Raw genomic sequence first — 16195 nt, 5'->3', positions numbered from 1 at the left:
TTTTTAATAGGCTGCCTATATAGGTCGGTGATACAAATGGGGCTGTGGACGAGATGGAGCCCGAGGAGATCGCCGGGGCGCTGGCCGAAGTCGCGGGGGTCGTGATCCGGAGTCTCGCGGACCGCAGGGGCATGAGCTTCACCACCGCCTCCACGCTGGGTCGGCTGGAGCGGGATGGCCCCGCCCGGCTGACCGCGCTGGCGGTGGCGGAAGGGGTCGCGCAGCCGTCGATGACCCAGCTCGTGCAGCGGCTCGAGAACCAGGGCCTGGCGGTGCGGGTGAGCGATCCCGGCGACGGCCGGGTCACGCTCGTGGCCCTGACCGACGCCGGTCGGGAGGTGCTCGCCGAGCGCAGAAGGGAACGGAACGCCCGGCTGGCCCGCCTGCTGGCCACCCTCTCGGAGGAGGAGCGGCGGGCACTGGGATCCGCGATGCGGACGGTCGCGCCTCTGGTACGTCGACTTGTCGATGAACCGGCACTCGTGGATGCCGAGGGCGACGAGGCCTGAGCTTCGCGGGACTTCGGTCGGTGGTGTCACCTGTGTCTGGGCCGGCGTGACCGTGCCTGGGTCGGGGTCACCTGCGCCTAGGTCGGTGTCACTTCTGCCCGGGACGGAGTCGCCCGTGCCCGTGCTCGTGCCGGGGGGCGTGCGTCGGCATGCGGTCCCGCGCTCGGCCCTCCCGGGCTCGGCCGTCTCGTGATCGGCCTGTCGAGAACACCGTCCGTCGCTCCTCGGGCTCCGGCAGAAAACAGCAGAGAGGGCAGTCAGTCATGGCCACCGATGAAACGATCCAGCACACCGCCGGCACGGGACCCGTCCGGCATCGGGGACGCAGCGCGTGGATAGGCGTCGAGCATCCCCGCTACAAGTGGGTGGCCCTGACCAACACCACGCTCGGCATCCTGCTCGCCACCATCAACAGCTCGATCGTGCTGATCTCCCTGCCGGGCATCTTCACCGGCATCCGCCTCGATCCGCTCCAGCCGGCCAACGTCAGCTATCTGCTGTGGATGCTGATGGGCTACATGCTCGTCACGGCCGTGCTGGTGGTCGCCCTGGGCCGGCTCGGCGACATGTGGGGCCGGGTCCGCATCTACAACTCCGGGTTCCTCATCTTCACCCTGACCTCGGTCGTCCTGTCCCTGGACCCGTTCCACGGCGGCAGCGGGGCGCTGTGGCTGATCGGCTGGCGGATCGTGCAGGCCGTCGGCGGCGCCATGCTGATGGCCAACTCGGCCGCCATCCTCACCGACGCCTTCCCAGCCCGGCAGCGGGGCATGGCCCTCGGCGTCAACATGGTCGCCGGTATCGCCGGGTCCTTCCTGGGCCTGGTGCTGGGCGGGGCCCTGGTGACGTGGAACTGGCGCTCGGTGTTCTGGGTCAACGTGCCGATCGGGCTGATCGGGACGGTGTGGGCGTACAAGTCCCTGCACGAGACCGGCGTGCGCACCCCGGGCCGCATGGACTGGTGGGGCAACCTCACCTTCGCCGTCGGCCTGACCGCGCTGCTGGCGGGCATCACCTACGGCATCCAGCCCTACGGCGGCCACACCATGGGCTGGACCAACCCCTGGGTGCTCGCCGGGCTGATCGGCGGGGTGGCCGTACTCGTCGCCTTCTGCGTGATCGAGGCGAGGGTGGCCGAACCCATGTTCCCGCTGCGGCTGTTCCGGAACACCGCGTTCGCGGGCGGCAACGCGGCCGCTCTGCTGGGGGCCATCGCGCGCGGCGGACTCCAGTTCATGCTCATCATCTGGCTCCAGGGCATCTGGCTGCCGCTGCACGGCTACGACTACGCCGACACCCCGCTGTGGGCCGGCATCTACATGCTTCCGCTGACCGTCGGCTTCCTGGTCGCCGGGCCGGTGTCGGGATACCTGTCCGACAAGTACGGGGCCCGGTTGTTCGCCGCCGCCGGGTTCGCGGTGATGGCGGGCTCCTTCGCCGGGCTGCTCGCCCTGCCCACCGACTTCGACTACTGGGTCTTCGCGCTGCTGATCTTCCTCAACGGACTCGGCGGGGGCCTGTTCGCCGCGCCCAACACCTCGATCATCATGTCGAGCGTGCCGGCCGAGGCCCGCGGCGCCGCCTCCGGTATGCGCGCCACCTTCCAGAACGCCGGCATGGTGCTCTCCATGGGCGTCTTCTTCTCGCTCATGGTGGCCGGTCTGTCCGGCTCCCTGCCGCAGACGCTGTCCTCCGGACTGACCGCCCAGGGCGTTCCCACCCAGGCCGCGCACGCGGTCGCCGGGCTCCCGCCCGTCGGCGTGCTGTTCGCCGCGTTCCTCGGCTACAACCCGATCCAGCACCTGCTCGGCAGCAGCATCCTCGACCACCTCCCGGCGGCCAACGCGGCGAAGCTGACGGGGCAGGAGTTCTTCCCCCACCTGATCTCGCACCCCTTCCACGACGGCCTCGTTGTGGTGTTCTCGCTGGCCATCGCGATGTCACTGGCGGCCGCGGCGGCTTCCCTGATCCGGGGCCGCGTCGCGGTGGGACCAGCCGTGGTGGGGGCCGTGCCGGTGGCATCCGTCGCGGGGGCGCCGGTAGCGGCGGAGCCCGTCTCCACGGCTGGCGGCGGCGCCGCGGGTGCGGCCCACCCGACGGACGCGGGCGGCACGTCCGGGCTCGTCTGCCGTGTCCAGGACCCCTCCGGGCGACCGGTCGCCGGTGCCGCGCTCACCCTGATCGACCGGAGCGGACGCCTGACGGCCCGGGCTCGCACCCGGAAGGACGGCACCGGCACGATGCCCCGGCCCCACCCGGGCGCCTACACCCTGGTCGTGGCCGCCGAAGGACACCGGCCCCAGGCCACGAACCTCATGGTCGGCGACGGGCCGACGTCCTGCACGGTGACACTGCCGGGCGACGCCGTCGCGCCGGGGACGCCGGGTAGGGCGGCTACGCCAGGTACGGCGAGCGTGCACGGTGTCGTGGGCGACGCGGAGGGCACGCCGCTGGCCGGGGCGACCGTCCTGATCCTCGATCCGGCGGGTGACGTCGTCGCCCGCAGCACCTCGGGAGCGGGCGGTGACTACACCCTCGCCGGTCTGCACTCGGGGCACTTCACCCTCCAGGTCAGCGCGCGGGGACACCGTCCGGCGGCCGTCCCGGTCGAGGTCGAGGCGAGCGGCAGCGCCCGCCATGACCTGACGCTGCACCCCGCGGGCGCCCTCACCGGGACGGTCCGTCAGGGCCGCACCGGCCGCCCCCTCGCCGACACCCGCGTCACCCTGCTGAACGCCGACGGCGTCCCCGTGGCCTCGGTCGTCACCACCGACGACGGCACCTACACACTCACCGACCTCGCACCCGGCGCCTACACACTCGTGGCCGCCGGCTACCCACCCGCCGCGTCCAGGCTCACCCTCGGCCACGCCGACGCCGCGACCCTCGACCTGGACCTCGCGCAGTCCGCGGAGTGACCCTGGGACACCCACCCCTCTTGGCGATCAGCCGGTGGTTCCGCCGCCGCTCCTCCTCGGGGAGGGACGGCAGGAGTTCCTCCCACACCGGCAGGAAGGTGCCGCGCAGCTGGAGCAGGCCCGCCGGCCGGGCCAGCAGCCAGAAGTGCAGGTGTGCGGCGCCGTCACCCCAGCGGCTGACGTGGACCCGGGCGACCCCGTCGAGACCGGGCACGGCCCGCTCCACCCGCTGGACCAGGGGGCCGAGTTCGCTCGCGTGCTCGGCGGACTCGGTGCCGATCGCGTCCAGGCGCCCGTGGGCATCGGCCCAGAGCGCTTCCGTGACCGGCTTGAGGCAGGTGCGGAACGTCTCCCAGTCCGCCACCGAGCGGGCGGGCATGGGCAGCCGCTCGCCCGTGGGCACGCGCCGTACGAACGCGCTCGGTTCCTGGACAGCTGCGTCCGGGTCCTGGGGAGTTGGGGGAGTGGCCACGGTGGGCAGTCAACCATGGGTGACGCGCCCCGCGGGGTGCGGAGCTTCAGAGGTACGACGGCCACGGCGATCTACGGAGCATGCATGACGACGGACAACGGCACGGCGGAGTGGGACGCGGGCATCGAGGTGAACCCGGTCGCCGGGCACATCGGAGCCGAGATCACCGGTGTCGATCTCGCCGGTGATCTCGACGACGCGGTGGTCGCCGCGATCCGGGCCGCGGTGCTGCGCTGGAAGGTGGTGTTCTTCCGCGGACAGAAGCTCGACCACACCGGGCACGTGGCCTTCGCCCGCCGGTTCGGTGAGCCCGTCGTCCTGCGCAAGCGGGGCAGCGCCTCACCCCCGAACTTCCCCGAGGTCGAGACGACGGCCGACCGGCTGGAGCTGGGCGGGAAGTTCGGCATGGAGCACGAGGAGTGGCTGCAACGCCGACGGCACACGCTGCTGCGAGGCTGGCACTGCGACCACGGCGCCCGGATCGACCCGCCCGCCGCGACGATCCTGCGCGCCGAGACGGTCCCGCCGTACGGGGGCGACACGCAGTGGGCCAACCTCGCGGCCGCCTACGCCGGACTGTCGGGCCCGGTACGGGAGTTCATCGACGGGCTGCGCGTGGAGCACCGGCTCGGCGTCGGCTACCAGCCCCGTCCCGGCGACGACGCCTACGTCCGGCACCTGCTGGACCACCAGGTGGCCTCCCTGCACCCGCTCGTACGCGTCCACCCCGAGACGGGGGAGCGGATCCTCTACGTCAACGGCTACTACGTCGAGCAGATCGCCGACCTCTCCCGCGCCGAGAGCCGGGCGATCCTCGACATGCTCCTCGAACAGGCGGTCCGCCCCGAGTACACGGTCCGCTTCCGCTGGGAACCGGGCAGCGTGGCCTTCTGGGACAACCGCGCCACCATCCACCTGGCCCCCAGCGACAACGCCCACCTCGGCTTCCCCCGGACCATGCACCGGGTGATGCTCGCCGGGGACGTACCGGTGGGGGTGGACGGCAGGGCGTCCCAGGCGATCACCGGGACGGAGGTGGGGCGGTGGTGAGGGGGCAGCAGCGGACGCCCCCGGCGCCCGAGCGGACCTACACCCCCGGCCGCCACCCCAGCGCCGGACCCAGCTTCGTCGCCATGTCCGTCAGGATCTGCACGTAGTCCTCGTGTTCGAAGGTGAACGGCAGGGCGAAGGCCACCTCGTCCACCTCGCGGAACGCGGCGTGCGCGTGGAGGCGTTCGGCGATCTCCTGCGACGTGCCGACGATGTCCGGCGCGAACATCAGCCGGGCCGGACCCTGGGGCGAGGCGGTGCGCGGGGTGCGCTTCGCCGCGTACTCCTCGTACCTGGCCCGCTGCTGAGGCGAGGCGGAGTCGGTGGGGATGACGACGAGGCCCTGGGAGACCCGGGCCTCCTCGCCGTCGGGGTGGGCGGCGCGGAAGGCGCGGATGTGCGAGAGCTGGATCTCGGCGAAGTCGTACGGCCCCTCTGGGCCCTCTGCCTTGACGACACTGCTGGTCAGGAAGTTCATGCCGTGCTCACCGGCCCAGCGCGCCGAACTCAGGCTGCCGCCGCCGTACCAGAGGCGCCGGCCGAGGCCGGGGGAGTGCGGCTGGACGCGATCGGAGAAGACCTCGAACCCCCGCACCCCGCTGAAGTCGCTCGCCGGCTTGCCGCGCACCAGGTCGAGGAGGCGGCGCACCCGCTCGTAGGAGAAGTCCTCGACGTCGGCCGTGTCCGGGTACAGCGCCCCCTTGACCTCGTCGAAGTGCATCGGCGGGCCCACGCTCACGCCCGGGTTGATCCGGCCCCCGGAAAGGATGTCCACGGTCGCCAGGTCCTCGGCCAGGCGCAGCGGGTTCTCCCAGCCGAGCGGGATGACGGCCGTGCCCAGCTCGATGCGGCGGGTGCGCTGCGAGGCCGCCGCCATGACGGCGACGGGCGAGGAGATGCCGTACTGGAGATGGCGGTGGCGCAGCCACGCGCTGTCGAAGCCGAGCCGCTCACCCAGTTCGATGATCTCCAGCGTCGACTCGTGGCCGCGTCGCGGATCCGCCTCGTCGAACAGTCCGATGGTCAGGAAGCCCAGCTTGCGCAGGGGACGGGGGGTGGACGGCACGGGCTCCTCCGGGAAGCTTGACGAATCAAGTAGTACAGCTGTGGCAACCCCGGCGCCTACTGCCGTGTTCCCGGATCAGCGCAGCGGAATGATCACTTCGTCCTCGACGGGCGGTTCGATCTCCTGGGCGAGGTTGCCGGTGGCCGCGAAGCAGCGCAGGTGCACCGCTTCGGGGGTGACGTCCAGCCGCAGGAAGCACTTGAAGAACGGGGGACTGTACGTCGCCGAGCTGGGCGAGAACAGCTGCGTGTAGATCTTGCGCACCGGGAGCCGGAACCGCGAGGTGCGGTCGGGGCGGCCGCCGGCGCCCAGGAGACTGGCGACGAGACGGGTGCGGAAGGTGACGCGGGCCGGCTCGCCCGGCAGACGGATGGGCGGGATGCCGAGCCGTTCGGCGATCACCGCGGTGGCCTCGGCCTCGGTGAGGGTGAAGAAGCGGCGCAGGTGCAGGCGGCGGCCGTAGAGCCGGCTGTAGAAGGCCAGCGAGTCGCCGCGCAGCGGGTAGCAGCGGAAGTCCTGCTCGGTGACGTCGGCGACCGACACGCGCGGGATGGTGTGGGTGGCGTGCATGAAGGCGCCGCCGCCGCCCGAGACGACGTACTGGATGGTCCGCCCGTCCACGTCGACCGGGTAGCGCTGGTAGTTGTGGATGTCGCCGCCGATCGACGCGACGAAGTGGTGCGCCGGGTCGCGCACGATTTCGTCGACGGTGCCGCCGCCCTCGATGGCGCAGGGGTGGTGCTCGCCGTCCACGTACAGGGGCGAGCCGGTGATGAGGATCTTCGGGCGGGAGCCCTGGGAGACTTCGCGCAGCCACGCGCCCTGTTCGGCGTCGATGGTGCCGAGCAGCCCGGTGTCGATGCCGATGATGCGCAGCGGTCCCGCGTCGACGGCCCAGTACGGGCCGGGCTGGACGGCCTGTTGGGCCGGGTCCGCACGCAACTGGCGCGCCTGGTCGAGGCGTTGGCCGTCGTGGGGGCGCGGCCGGTGCCACAGCAGGGAGCGCAGCCAGGCCCGGCTGAACGGGCGCGGCGCGGGTTCGGGAGCCAGGGGCGGTGCGTCGTCGCAGAAGACGCGCATGAAGGCGCCGAGATCCTCGTACCAGTCGTGGTTGCCGGGTATCGCGTAGATCGGCGCCGGATAGTCCTGGTACGGGCGGAAGAACTTGGAGTCGTAGTCGTCCGCGCTGCCCACGGGGTAGATCACGTCACTGGCGACGACCGCGAACCGGGTGTCCTGACTGATCTTCAGAAACCCTGGTACGACGGCGTACTGGGGGTCGTCGCCCTCTCCGGTGTCGCCGATGACCATGAACGAGAAGCGTTCCGGGTCCTCGCGCCGGATCACCTTGTCGGCGGGTGCGCCGGCCGCCGCGCGCTGGGCCACCCAACGGCTTCGGGTACGGCCCGTGGGGTCCCCGAACCAGGAGGCCACCACGCCGTTGCGGGCGGCCCACAGCGTCCTCGGGTTCAGCCACGAGATCTTCTCGACCTTGGGCGGCATCAGCCGCTTGTACTCGCCGAGTTGGGCGGAGCCCCAGCCGGCGCCTTCGGCGGTATCGCGTGAGGAGTCAGACACCGGTGCACCGTAACAACGATCTAGAACCGGCCCGACAGGGGAGTCACCTTTGCGGTCCGCGGGGTGCCGCCCAGTGCGGGTCCTGCGGGGCCCGGGCCTGGACCACCCGGCGCTCCTGGTCCTCCCGGCTCGCCTTCTTGTCCTGGTCCTCGAAGAGCGAGTCGGACTGTGGGGCGGTGCGCGGGGCCGAGGCGGGCCGGCGGTTCCAGTCGCCGTCGCCGAGCACCAGGAGCGGGTCGAACATGACCACGACTCCTGCCAGCAGCAGGAAGATCGCCGGTCCCAGCAGCATGGGCAGCAGCAGCGAGGTGGGTGAGTCGCCGGCCCACGATCCGCCGAGCCTGCTGTGCACGTGGACGCTGACCGCGGACATGCCGGTGTAGTGCATCCCGGTCACCGCGACGCCCATGATGAGGCTGGCCCCGAGGCTCGTGAGGAAGCCCCGGATGGTGACGGCCGCCCACAGGGCCGCGGTCGCGGCGACGATCGCGATGACCACGGACAGCGCGACGATCGCGGGGTCGTAGTGGATCGTCCCGTTGAGGTGCAGTGCCGCCATGCCGAGGTAGTGCATGGCCGCCACGCCGAGCCCGGTGATGACGCCCGCGAAGGACAGATTCAGGGTGCTGGCGCCCCGGTAGCCGACGATGAACACCCCGATGCCCACGACGACGATCGCCACCGCGAGACTGAGCACCGTGAGCCCGACGTCGTAGCGGATCCGGGTCTCCACCACCTGGAAACCGATCATGGCGATGAAGTGCATCGTCCAGATGCCGCAGCCGATCGAGGCGGCGCCGAGCGCCAGCCAGCCGGGCTTCCACGACTCGTGGCTGAGCAGGGTCCGCACGATGCAGCGCAGCCCCAGAGCCCCTCCCAGGCACGCCATCAGATACGCGGCGACCGGGGTCACCACGCCGTAGCGGAACCCGTCAACCGTACCTTCCATAAGCCAACTCCCCCCAGAGTCTTGGCTGGTTGTGGAGGAAGAGTGGCGGCAGTGAATCGCGTAAATCAAGGCATTACCGGGGGTAAACGAAGAACTCCCCGGTGGCGCGGTTGAACTTTAGTCACATGGCGACGAGTTTCGGCCAAGCGGGCTCATGAGGCGCTGGGATGTGCCAGAGTTGAGCAATTTTCAGCATTTCCGTGTTCTCGGGCGCCCGGTTCCGATCAAGAAAAGCGGTTGTCGGCCTGCCGTCACTCGGGGACGATCTCAGCCCGTGACGACACGCACCGAACCCCATGCTCGTCCGCTCGCCCTGATCACCGGAGTGGGCCGCACCATCGGCATCGGCGCCGGGATCGCGCGCCAACTGGCGGCCTCCGGATGGGACATCGCCTTCACCTACTGGACCCCCTATGACGCCCGCATGAGCTGGGGCGTCGAACCCGGCGCGACCGCGACGATCGAGCGGCTCCTCGCCGAGCGGGGTGCCGCCACCGCCGCGATCGAGGCGGACCTCGCCGACCCCGGCACCCCGGCCCGGGTCTTCGACGAGGCGGAGCGCCGGATCGGGCCCGTCACCGCGCTCGTCATGAGCCACTGCGAGTCCGTGGACTCCGGTCTGCTCGACACCACCGTCGAGAGCTTCGACCGGCACTTCGCCGTCAACACCCGGGCGACCTGGCTGCTGATCCGGGAGTTCGGCCGCCGCTGCACCGCGACTCCGGGCACCGGCCGGATCATCAGCCTCACCAGCGACCACACCGTGGGCAACCTGCCCTACGGGGCGAGCAAGGGCGCGATGGACCGCATCACCCTGGCGGCCGCCCACGAACTCGCCCACCTGGGCGTGACCGCCAACGCCGTCAACCCCGGTCCCGTGGACACGGGTTGGATGTCCGAGGAGATCCGGACACACTGCCTCGAAGCCACCCCGCTCGGCCGCCTCGGCACCCCGCAGGACACCGCGCACCTGGTGGACTTCCTGTGCTCACGGGAAGGGCAGTGGGTCAACGGCCAGCTGCTCAAGAGCAACGGGGGCCTCGCGTAAGGGCGGTTGCGCCCCTCGCCCGACCATCGGCGGTCGGCGCCGGGCGCTGTCGAGCCGGTCGTGGCCCGGGTCGGCTCCCTCCCACCTGCGCCTGAGGGGGAGCCCCGAGGAACCTGCCCGGCTAGAGCGCCACCACCCGGCCGCTGCGGCCCTGGAGCCGGACCGCGGCCAGGGTCGCGCAGGCCGCGGCCGTGCCGAACAGCGTGCCGCAGGCCACCGCCGCCGTGTGGGTGTCGCCCGCGAGAGCGGCCCGCAGACCGTGCGCGGCCCAGTAGCCGGGGGAGACCGGGGCGACGTCCGCGACCCAGGCCGGCAGGACGGCGAGCGGCACGAGCGCGCCGCCGACGCTGCTGAGGAGCATGCCGCCGATGTCGTAGGCGGCGGAGAGCTCACCCATCGACCGGACCAGCACACCGAGCAGCGCCCCGAGGCCGAGCAGTGTGCAGCACCAGCTGAGCAGGACCCCCAGCAGCAGGAACGGATGCGGCACGCGCAGTCCGAACACGCACACCCCGAAGCCGACGATCAGCAACTGCTGGGCGAGCAGCGCGGTGAGGACGGGGACCGCCTTGCTCAGGAGCAGTTCCGCCGGGTGCAGGGGCGTGCCGCGCAGACGGTCCCAGGTGCGGCCGAGACGCTCGGAGAGGATCGCGTTGCCGGAGATGCTGAGCGCGAGCAGCGAGAAGGTGACCAGCGTGCCGACGACCGCCTGTTCGGTACCGGCCGCCCGGCCCTGCGCCGACAGGTAGAGCGGGCGCAGCAGGGTCATGAAGACCAGCGGCAGGACCGTCCGGCTCAGCAGGGGGCCGGGTTCGCGCAGCATCAGCAGCGCGTTGTGGCGGATCAGGACGCTCAGGCGGGTCGCGGACTCATGCGGCGGCATCGTGGGGTTCCGTCCTCTCGGGCGCCGTGGTCTTCGGCGCCATGGCGTCTCCGGCCGTGGCTTCGGGTGGTGTCGATTCCAGGGAGTGGTAGAGGTCGTCCAGGCCGGGCCGGTGGACGTCGACGGAGGCGGGTGTGCGGCCGGAGGCGAGCAGGGCCGCGAGGTCGGCGCCGGGATCCGTGCTCGGCATACGGACGTCGGGTTCGGCCGGGTCGGCGAAGGTGACCCGGAGCTCTGCGGGAAGGTGCCGGGTGAGCTCCTCCTGGGTGCCGCGTGCGATGATCCGGCCGGCCCGCGCGAGCGCCAACGTGGCCTCCAGGTCGACGAGTTCGGGGAGGTAGTGGGTCGTGTAGACGACGGCGGCCCCGGCGTCGGCGCGGGCCCTCACGGCGGCCAGCAGGGCGGAGCGGGTCTCCGGATCGGCGCCGGCCGTCGGCTCGTCGAGCAGGAGCAGGGGCGGTGAGCCGACCATCGCGGTGGCCGCCTGGACCCGGCGCCGCTGTCCGCCGGACAGGACACCCACGGTCCGGTCCGCCACCGCCGACAGCTGAAGCTCCTCCAGGACCCGCGTGATCCCGGCGTCCCGGCGCAGGCCCCGGAGCCCGGCCAGTCCGGCGAACAGCCGCAGGTTCTCCCGCACGGTGACACTTCCGTACAGGGCGAGCTCCTGCGGAGCCACCCCGACCAGCCGCCGCGCGGCCCGGCCCTCGCTCAGCGCGTCGTACGGCCCGATGCGGACGCGGCCCGCGTCGGGCCGCACCAGACCGGTGACGGTCTCCACGAAGGTCGTCTTGCCGGCGCCGTTGTGGCCGATCAGGCCGACGATCTCGCCCGGCTCGACCGTCAGGTCGAAACCGTCCAGCGCGCGATGTCGGCCGTAGGACTTCACCAGGTCGTTCGTGACAAGCATCTGCCCTCCCCATGTCTACGGTGTATACGTCTACACTGTAGACCCATGAGTGGCAGACGGGAAGAGATCCTGGACGCGGCCCTGGCCATCGCCGACGAGCGTGGCCTGGAGGCGGTGTCGATGCGTGCGCTGGCCGAGCGGGTCGGCGTCACGCCGATGGCGCTGTACCGGCACGTCAAGGACAAGGCGGCGCTGCTGGACGGCATGGTCGGACGCCTGCTGTCCGCGCTGCTGCCGACCGACGCGGCGCAGGGGGCACGGGAGCCGGCCTGGGACGAACGGCTCGACGCCCTCGCCCACGCCTGCCGGGAGGTGACCCAGCGTCACCCCTGGGCGGCGCACCTGCTCTTCTCCCGACCCGCCGTCACACCGGACGCCGTGCGCGCGGTGGACATCATCTACCTCGCCCTCCTCGAGGCCGGGGTCCCGGATTCGGAGGTGCCCCGACTGGAGCGGCTGATCAGCACCTTCGTCATCGGCTTCGCCACCTCGGAGGCGTCCGGCCGCTTCACCCCCGGCGCCCTCGACCCGCGCGGGCGCCGCGGACAGCTCCCGGAGAGCGAACTCCCGGGCCACAGCAGGCTCGGCCCCTGGCTGGACCTGCCGGTCGACCTCACGGCGGAGTTCGAGGCCGACCTGGCGGACATCCGGCGGCTGGTGCTGGGGGCGGCGCGGGGTGACGAGTGAGGGGGAGGGGAGACGACGTGGACAACGATGAGGCCATGTCACCGGCCGCGGCGGATCGGGCGGGCGGACCGCCCGTGCGGATCGGTGTTCTCGTTCCGCTGACGCGACCGGGCTGGGTCGAGGCGGGTCAACACCTGCTGGCCGGGATCGAGATGGGCGTCGGCGAGGTCAACGACGCCGGTGGCATCGGCGGCAGGCCGCTCGAGCTCGTGGTCCGGGACACCGCGGCGGATCCGCACAGGGCCGAGGCGGCCGTGGCGGAGTCGGCCGGGCTGGGCGTGGTGGCGCTGGCCGGGGAGTACCACAGCGTCGTCGCTCGCGCCGCCGCGGCCCGCGCGGACGCGCTCGGTGTGCCGTTCCTGTGCTCGTCGGCGGTCCTCGACGCACTCACCGAGCAGCCGACGGACCAGGTCGCCCGACTCTCCCCGCCACAGTCCCGGGGTTGGCGCGTCTACGCCGACTTCCTCCTCGACGCGGGCCACACGCGCATCGCCGTGGCGACCCAGCCGAGCGTGTACTGGGCGTCCGGAGTCCGAATCCTCCGGGACCACCTCGGCGCGCGCGGCGGCACCGTCGTCGAACTCGATGTGCGGGAACATGCCCCGACGTCCCTGTGCGACGCGCTCGTCGAGCATCGCGCGACGGTTCTCCTTCTCCTGGTCGGCTCCCCGGAGCCCGCGGTGCCGATCGTCCGTGCCGTCCGCCGCGACCGGCGTCTCGCCGAGCTCCTGACGGGTGCTCCGGCCGGCCAGCCGGAGTTCGCCTCGTGGAGGACGCTGCTGGGCGACGACGGTGCCGGGGTCCCCTTCCTGCGCTATCTGCCGGAGAAACTCAGCCCACTTGGCGCACGAGTCGAGGCGGGCCTTCGCGAGCGGCTGGGCCAACCGCCCTCGTTCGTCGGGTACGAGGGCTACGACACGGTCACCGTCCTCGCTGAGGTGCTGCGCCGGCACGGCACGGACCGAGCACGCATCGCCGAGTCCTGGCCGGGCGTCACGGTCGAGGGCACCCGGGGTCGGATCGGGTTCGGACGGGCGCCGGGGGTCAGCGTGTGGCAGTGGACCGGGGCACCGATCCAGGTGGCGGACCGGGACCCGGCGGACCCCGGCCGCTTCCGAGTCCTGCACGTGGGCTGAGATCGCTTGCGTGACCCGCAGGTCGGCCCATCGTGGCCGCATCGACCGCACCGAGGAGGCCCGGCATGGCAGTACGGCGCATGGACAACGTGCTCATCGTCGTCGAGGACCTGGACGCCGTCATCGCGTTCTTCGTCGAACTCGGCATGGAGCTGGAGGGCAGGGGCCCGGTGGAGGGGCGCTGGGTGGAGCGGGTCATCGGGGTCGACGACGTCCGCCAGGACGTCGCGATGCTGCGCATCCCGAACGCTCCCGGCCGGATCGAGCTGGCGAAGTTCCACACACCGAAGGCCATCGGCTCGGTACCGGAGGACGCGCCGGCCAACACCCTGGGCATCCGCCGCGTCATGTTCGCCGTGGACGACATCGACGACGTCATCGCCCGCCTGCGCACCCACGGCGCCGAACTCGTCGGTGAGGTCGAGCAGTTCGAGAACATCTACCGGCTCTGCTACGTCCGCGGCCCGGAGGGGATCGTCATCGGCCTGGCGGAAGAGCTCGGCTGAGGCGGCAGGGCGAAGGGGGGACGGCAGGGGTGGACCGGTCGTACCGGTCCACGCCCATGGGGCGGTCAGCCGCCGAGTGCGACCGGGCCGAGCGGTGACGGGAGATGGCGTACGGCCATGGCCACGGCCTCGTGCGCCGTGGCGAAGGTGCCGAGGTCCGGGGTGACGAACCCCCTGCCCACCCCGTACGTGCCGTCGCTGTTCGCGCTCAGGGACGGTCCGACGACGGTCAGCGCCGGACGGGTGGTGGTCGAGAAGCGCAGGGCCCAGTGGCTCGTGAAGGGGTAGAGGGCGCGCAGCGCCGGCTCGGCGTGGGCCGCCTCGACGAGGGCCTGGTACGTCTCGTGCCAGGCGTATGTCAGTTCGGCGGCCTCCCGCCGCATGCCCTGCCATTCGGACGCCGTCAGGCGCCCCGGGTCGTTGTCGGGGACCTCGAACCGGCCGGTCAGATGCACGAAAGGGGCCGCCCGGCGGACGGCGTCCAGCGCTTCTCCGTCGTGCCAGGCCAGGGCGGCCCCGGCAAGCTCCGCGAGGTCGGTCGTCAGGCCGTCGACGAGTGCCAGGGTCTGGAAGGGCTCCTCACCCCGGATCGACCATCGCCGTCGGTGCTCCCACGCGGTGATGTGGAGCGGCCCCCGGTGCGGCAAGGTGCTTGGCACCGTCGCGTGCAGCAGCGGCTCGGCCTCCGAGGACGTGACGGGGACGGCGTCGAGGCGGCCCTCCGCCCCGGCCCGGAGCGCGGCGGCGAGACTGCCGTGCACCGCGATGTCGGGGTAGAGGACGGCGGGATCGGGAGGTGTGGGCACGGTCGGCGATTCTGCCTGATCCGTCGCCCCCCGGTACCGAGTGGTACCGAGGGGCACCGGAAATTAATCGTTCGGGGCGGCGCGCCCGCCTTGGTACGGTGCGCCTGTCGGACCGTATGCACGATCATCGCGGAGCTCACGGGGGAGGACCGGGCGACGATGCGGGTCTCGGAGGTTCCGCGGGCGGTGGCCGCGGCCAGGGCGATCGCCGCGTCACTGGGCCTCACGGCCGACGACGCGATCGTTCTCCATGACTCCAACAAGCTCACTCTGCGTCTGCTGCCCTGTGACGTCGTGGCCCGGGTGGCCCCGGTGGCGGATCAGGTCGCACAGCTGGAAGTCGAGCTGGCCCAGCGGCTCGCCGAGGCGGGATGCCCGGTGGCCGCGCTCGATCCCCGGGTGGCACCGGGCGTCCATGAGCGCGCGGGCTTCGTGGTCACGCTGTGGACCTACCACGAACCCGTGCCCCCTCCAGAGGTCCCGCCCGCCGACTACGCCCACGCGCTCACCCGCCTGCACGCAGGCATGCGTGAACTCGACGTCCCGACCCCGCACTTCACCGATCGAGTCGAACAGGCCCAGCGACTCCTGGCGGACCACGACCGCACTCCGGCGCTGGCCGACGCGGACCGGGAACTGCTCGCCGACACCCTGCGAAGCCTGCGGCGAACGATCAGCGAGCGCGGCACCGCCGACCAGCTGCTGCACGGCGAGCCGCACCCGGGGAACCTGCTCCCCACGAAGAACGGACCGCTCTTCATCGACCTGGAGACCTGCTGTCGTGGCCCCGTCGAATTCGACCTCGCCCACGCGCCCGATGAGATCGCCGGGCACTATGCGGGGGCCGACCAGGACCTGCTGCACGACTGCCGGCTCCTCGTCCTCGCGATGATCACCACCTGGCGCTGGGACCGGCACGACCAACTCCCCGACGGCCGTCGCCTGGGCGAGGAATGGCTCGCCCGGATCCGGGCGGCGCGCGTACAGCCCCCGGCTCGTTCGTCACCGCGGGGTGGCCGACCTGCCCGCGGTGTGGCTGACCGATGATTTTCGCGCCCCGTGCTGGTCTGTACGCCGAGGACCGACTCACGGGAGGCTGCCGCCATGCCAAAACTGACCTTCGCCATGAACATGAGCCTGGACGGCTACATCGCCGCGCCCGGCGACGACCTCGGCTGGAGCGTGCCGAGCGACGAGCTGTTCCAGTGGTGGTCCGACCGGGTGGCCGCGACGGGCCTGGCGTTGTACGGGCGCAAGCTGTGGGACACGATGAGCTCCCACTGGCCGACCGCCGACAAGGAACCTGATGCCACACCGGCGGCGATCGAATTCGCCGGCCGCTGGCGGGACATGCCGAAGGTGGTGTTCTCCTCCACGAGCCGCACGGTCGACTGGAACACCCGTCTGGTCACCGGCGACGCGGTCACCGAGATCACCAGGCTCAAGGCCGGCGACGGCGGCCCCATGGACATCAGCGGCGCCACACTCGCCGCGGCGGCCATGCGGGCCGGGCTGATCGACGAGTACGCGATCGTCACCCATCCGGTCCTGGTGGGCGGCGGCACACCGTTCTTCACCGCCCTGGACCACTGGGTGAACCTGCGTCTGGTGGAGACCCGGACGTTCCCCGAGGGCCTGCTGCTGACCAGGTACGAGACCAGGCACTGAGCGCGGCGG

At 71.9% G+C, this 16195-nt stretch carries 16 protein-coding genes; 9 read left to right on the top strand and 7 right to left on the bottom strand.

Annotated features, from left to right (window positions below):
- Positions 1-53 precede the first annotated feature (53 nt).
- Both AC2XR2_RS02030 and AC2XR2_RS02025 read left to right on the top strand, forming a co-directional pair.
- Entirely contained in the window at positions 54-509 is a 456-nt protein-coding gene (locus AC2XR2_RS02030) for a MarR family winged helix-turn-helix transcriptional regulator (RefSeq protein WP_491518388.1), read from the top strand.
- A 263-nt stretch (positions 510-772) separates the two neighbouring features.
- The gene (locus AC2XR2_RS02025) at positions 773-3427 is read left to right on the top strand and encodes an MFS transporter (protein WP_491514057.1); all 2655 of its coding nucleotides are present in this window, start codon (positions 773-775) and stop codon (positions 3425-3427) included.
- Here the strand turns inward: AC2XR2_RS02025 and AC2XR2_RS02020 are convergent.
- Positions 3366-3899, bottom strand: coding sequence for a hypothetical protein (locus tag AC2XR2_RS02020; RefSeq protein ID WP_491514056.1), 534 nt, complete (start codon positions 3897-3899; stop codon positions 3366-3368). The genes AC2XR2_RS02025 and AC2XR2_RS02020 overlap by 62 nt on opposite strands.
- Positions 3900-3983: 84 nt before the next feature.
- On the opposite strand from AC2XR2_RS02020, the gene AC2XR2_RS02015 reads away from it, so the two are divergent.
- The gene (locus AC2XR2_RS02015; RefSeq protein ID WP_491514055.1) at positions 3984-4949 is read left to right on the top strand and encodes a TauD/TfdA dioxygenase family protein; all 966 of its coding nucleotides are present in this window, start codon (positions 3984-3986) and stop codon (positions 4947-4949) included.
- A 37-nt stretch (positions 4950-4986) separates the two neighbouring features.
- Here the strand turns inward: AC2XR2_RS02015 and AC2XR2_RS02010 are convergent, their stop codons facing one another.
- The 3 genes from AC2XR2_RS02010 to AC2XR2_RS02000 form a co-directional block, all read right to left on the bottom strand.
- Positions 4987-6015 carry an LLM class flavin-dependent oxidoreductase gene (locus tag AC2XR2_RS02010; RefSeq protein WP_449352277.1) on the bottom strand — a complete coding sequence of 343 codons (1029 nt, stop codon included), beginning with the start codon at positions 6013-6015 and terminating at the stop codon, positions 4987-4989.
- A 75-nt stretch (positions 6016-6090) separates the two neighbouring features.
- Positions 6091-7593, bottom strand: a complete 1503-nt coding sequence (locus AC2XR2_RS02005) for a metallophosphoesterase family protein (protein WP_491514054.1) — start codon at positions 7591-7593, stop codon at positions 6091-6093.
- Positions 7594-7636: 43 nt separating this feature from the next.
- Positions 7637-8542, bottom strand: coding sequence for an MHYT domain-containing protein (locus AC2XR2_RS02000; RefSeq protein WP_491514053.1), 906 nt, complete (start codon positions 8540-8542; stop codon positions 7637-7639).
- Between the two features lie 274 nt (positions 8543-8816).
- Here AC2XR2_RS02000 and AC2XR2_RS01995 point away from each other — a divergent pair, with 274 nt between their 5' ends.
- Complete coding sequence (locus AC2XR2_RS01995) at positions 8817-9590, top strand: SDR family oxidoreductase (protein ID WP_491514052.1); 774 nt, start codon at positions 8817-8819, stop codon at positions 9588-9590.
- A 121-nt stretch (positions 9591-9711) separates the two neighbouring features.
- On the opposite strand, the gene AC2XR2_RS01990 is transcribed toward AC2XR2_RS01995, so the two are convergent.
- The gene (locus AC2XR2_RS01990) at positions 9712-10473 is read right to left on the bottom strand and encodes an ABC transporter permease (RefSeq protein ID WP_491514051.1); all 762 of its coding nucleotides are present in this window, start codon (positions 10471-10473) and stop codon (positions 9712-9714) included.
- Positions 10460-11383 (bottom strand): ABC transporter ATP-binding protein, encoded by a 924-nt coding sequence (locus tag AC2XR2_RS01985; protein WP_491514050.1) that lies wholly within the window; start codon positions 11381-11383, stop codon positions 10460-10462. Before AC2XR2_RS01985 ends, AC2XR2_RS01990 begins: the two co-directional genes overlap by 14 nt.
- 45 nt (positions 11384-11428) lie before the next feature.
- Between AC2XR2_RS01985 and AC2XR2_RS01980 the strand changes: the two genes are divergently transcribed.
- The 3 genes from AC2XR2_RS01980 (at position 11429) to AC2XR2_RS01970 (ending at position 13712) form a co-directional block, all read left to right on the top strand.
- Positions 11429-12070 (top strand): TetR/AcrR family transcriptional regulator, encoded by a 642-nt coding sequence (locus AC2XR2_RS01980; protein ID WP_381302335.1) that lies wholly within the window; start codon positions 11429-11431, stop codon positions 12068-12070.
- Between the two features lie 35 nt (positions 12071-12105).
- A complete protein-coding gene (locus tag AC2XR2_RS01975) occupies positions 12106-13206 on the top strand; it encodes an ABC transporter substrate-binding protein (RefSeq protein WP_491518387.1) in 1101 nt (366 codons plus the stop codon).
- Between the two features lie 65 nt (positions 13207-13271).
- Entirely contained in the window at positions 13272-13712 is a 441-nt protein-coding gene (locus AC2XR2_RS01970; protein WP_449352271.1) for a VOC family protein, read from the top strand.
- 65 nt (positions 13713-13777) lie between these two features.
- Here the strand turns inward: AC2XR2_RS01970 and AC2XR2_RS01965 are convergent, their stop codons facing one another.
- Positions 13778-14518, bottom strand: coding sequence for a DUF6193 family natural product biosynthesis protein (locus tag AC2XR2_RS01965; protein WP_491514049.1), 741 nt, complete (start codon positions 14516-14518; stop codon positions 13778-13780).
- A gap of 159 nt (positions 14519-14677) precedes the next feature.
- Between AC2XR2_RS01965 and AC2XR2_RS01960 the strand changes: the two genes are divergently transcribed.
- On the top strand, positions 14678-15565 hold the full coding sequence (locus AC2XR2_RS01960) for a phosphotransferase (RefSeq protein ID WP_491514048.1): 888 nt from the start codon (positions 14678-14680) through the stop codon (positions 15563-15565).
- Positions 15566-15622: 57 nt separating this feature from the next.
- On the top strand, positions 15623-16186 hold the full coding sequence (locus AC2XR2_RS01955; RefSeq protein WP_449352269.1) for a dihydrofolate reductase family protein: 564 nt from the start codon (positions 15623-15625) through the stop codon (positions 16184-16186).
- The last annotated feature ends 9 nt before the right edge of the window (positions 16187-16195 follow it).

This window comes from Streptomyces sp. LS-MS-L19 (assembly GCF_058382285.1).
This window is presented reverse-complemented; position numbering and strand designations above follow the sequence as displayed.

What these genes read in the sequence shown, in the direction of transcription:
- AC2XR2_RS02015 (WP_491514055.1), top strand. Translation starts at nt 3,984, where the DNA reads ATGACGACGGACAACGGCACGGCGGAGTGGGACGCGGGCATCGAGGTG.
- AC2XR2_RS01990 (WP_491514051.1), bottom strand. Translation starts at nt 10,473, where the DNA reads ATGCCGCCGCATGAGTCCGCGACCCGCCTGAGCGTCCTGATCCGCCAC.
- AC2XR2_RS02025 (WP_491514057.1), top strand. Translation starts at nt 773, where the DNA reads ATGGCCACCGATGAAACGATCCAGCACACCGCCGGCACGGGACCCGTC.
- AC2XR2_RS01980 (WP_381302335.1), top strand. Translation starts at nt 11,429, where the DNA reads ATGAGTGGCAGACGGGAAGAGATCCTGGACGCGGCCCTGGCCATCGCC.
- AC2XR2_RS01985 (WP_491514050.1), bottom strand. Translation starts at nt 11,383, where the DNA reads ATGCTTGTCACGAACGACCTGGTGAAGTCCTACGGCCGACATCGCGCG.
- AC2XR2_RS01960 (WP_491514048.1), top strand. Translation starts at nt 14,678, where the DNA reads ATGCGGGTCTCGGAGGTTCCGCGGGCGGTGGCCGCGGCCAGGGCGATC.
- AC2XR2_RS01970 (WP_449352271.1), top strand. Translation starts at nt 13,272, where the DNA reads ATGGCAGTACGGCGCATGGACAACGTGCTCATCGTCGTCGAGGACCTG.
- AC2XR2_RS01955 (WP_449352269.1), top strand. Translation starts at nt 15,623, where the DNA reads ATGCCAAAACTGACCTTCGCCATGAACATGAGCCTGGACGGCTACATC.
- AC2XR2_RS02000 (WP_491514053.1), bottom strand. Translation starts at nt 8,542, where the DNA reads ATGGAAGGTACGGTTGACGGGTTCCGCTACGGCGTGGTGACCCCGGTC.
- AC2XR2_RS02030 (WP_491518388.1), top strand. Translation starts at nt 54, where the DNA reads ATGGAGCCCGAGGAGATCGCCGGGGCGCTGGCCGAAGTCGCGGGGGTC.
- AC2XR2_RS01975 (WP_491518387.1), top strand. Translation starts at nt 12,106, where the DNA reads ATGTCACCGGCCGCGGCGGATCGGGCGGGCGGACCGCCCGTGCGGATC.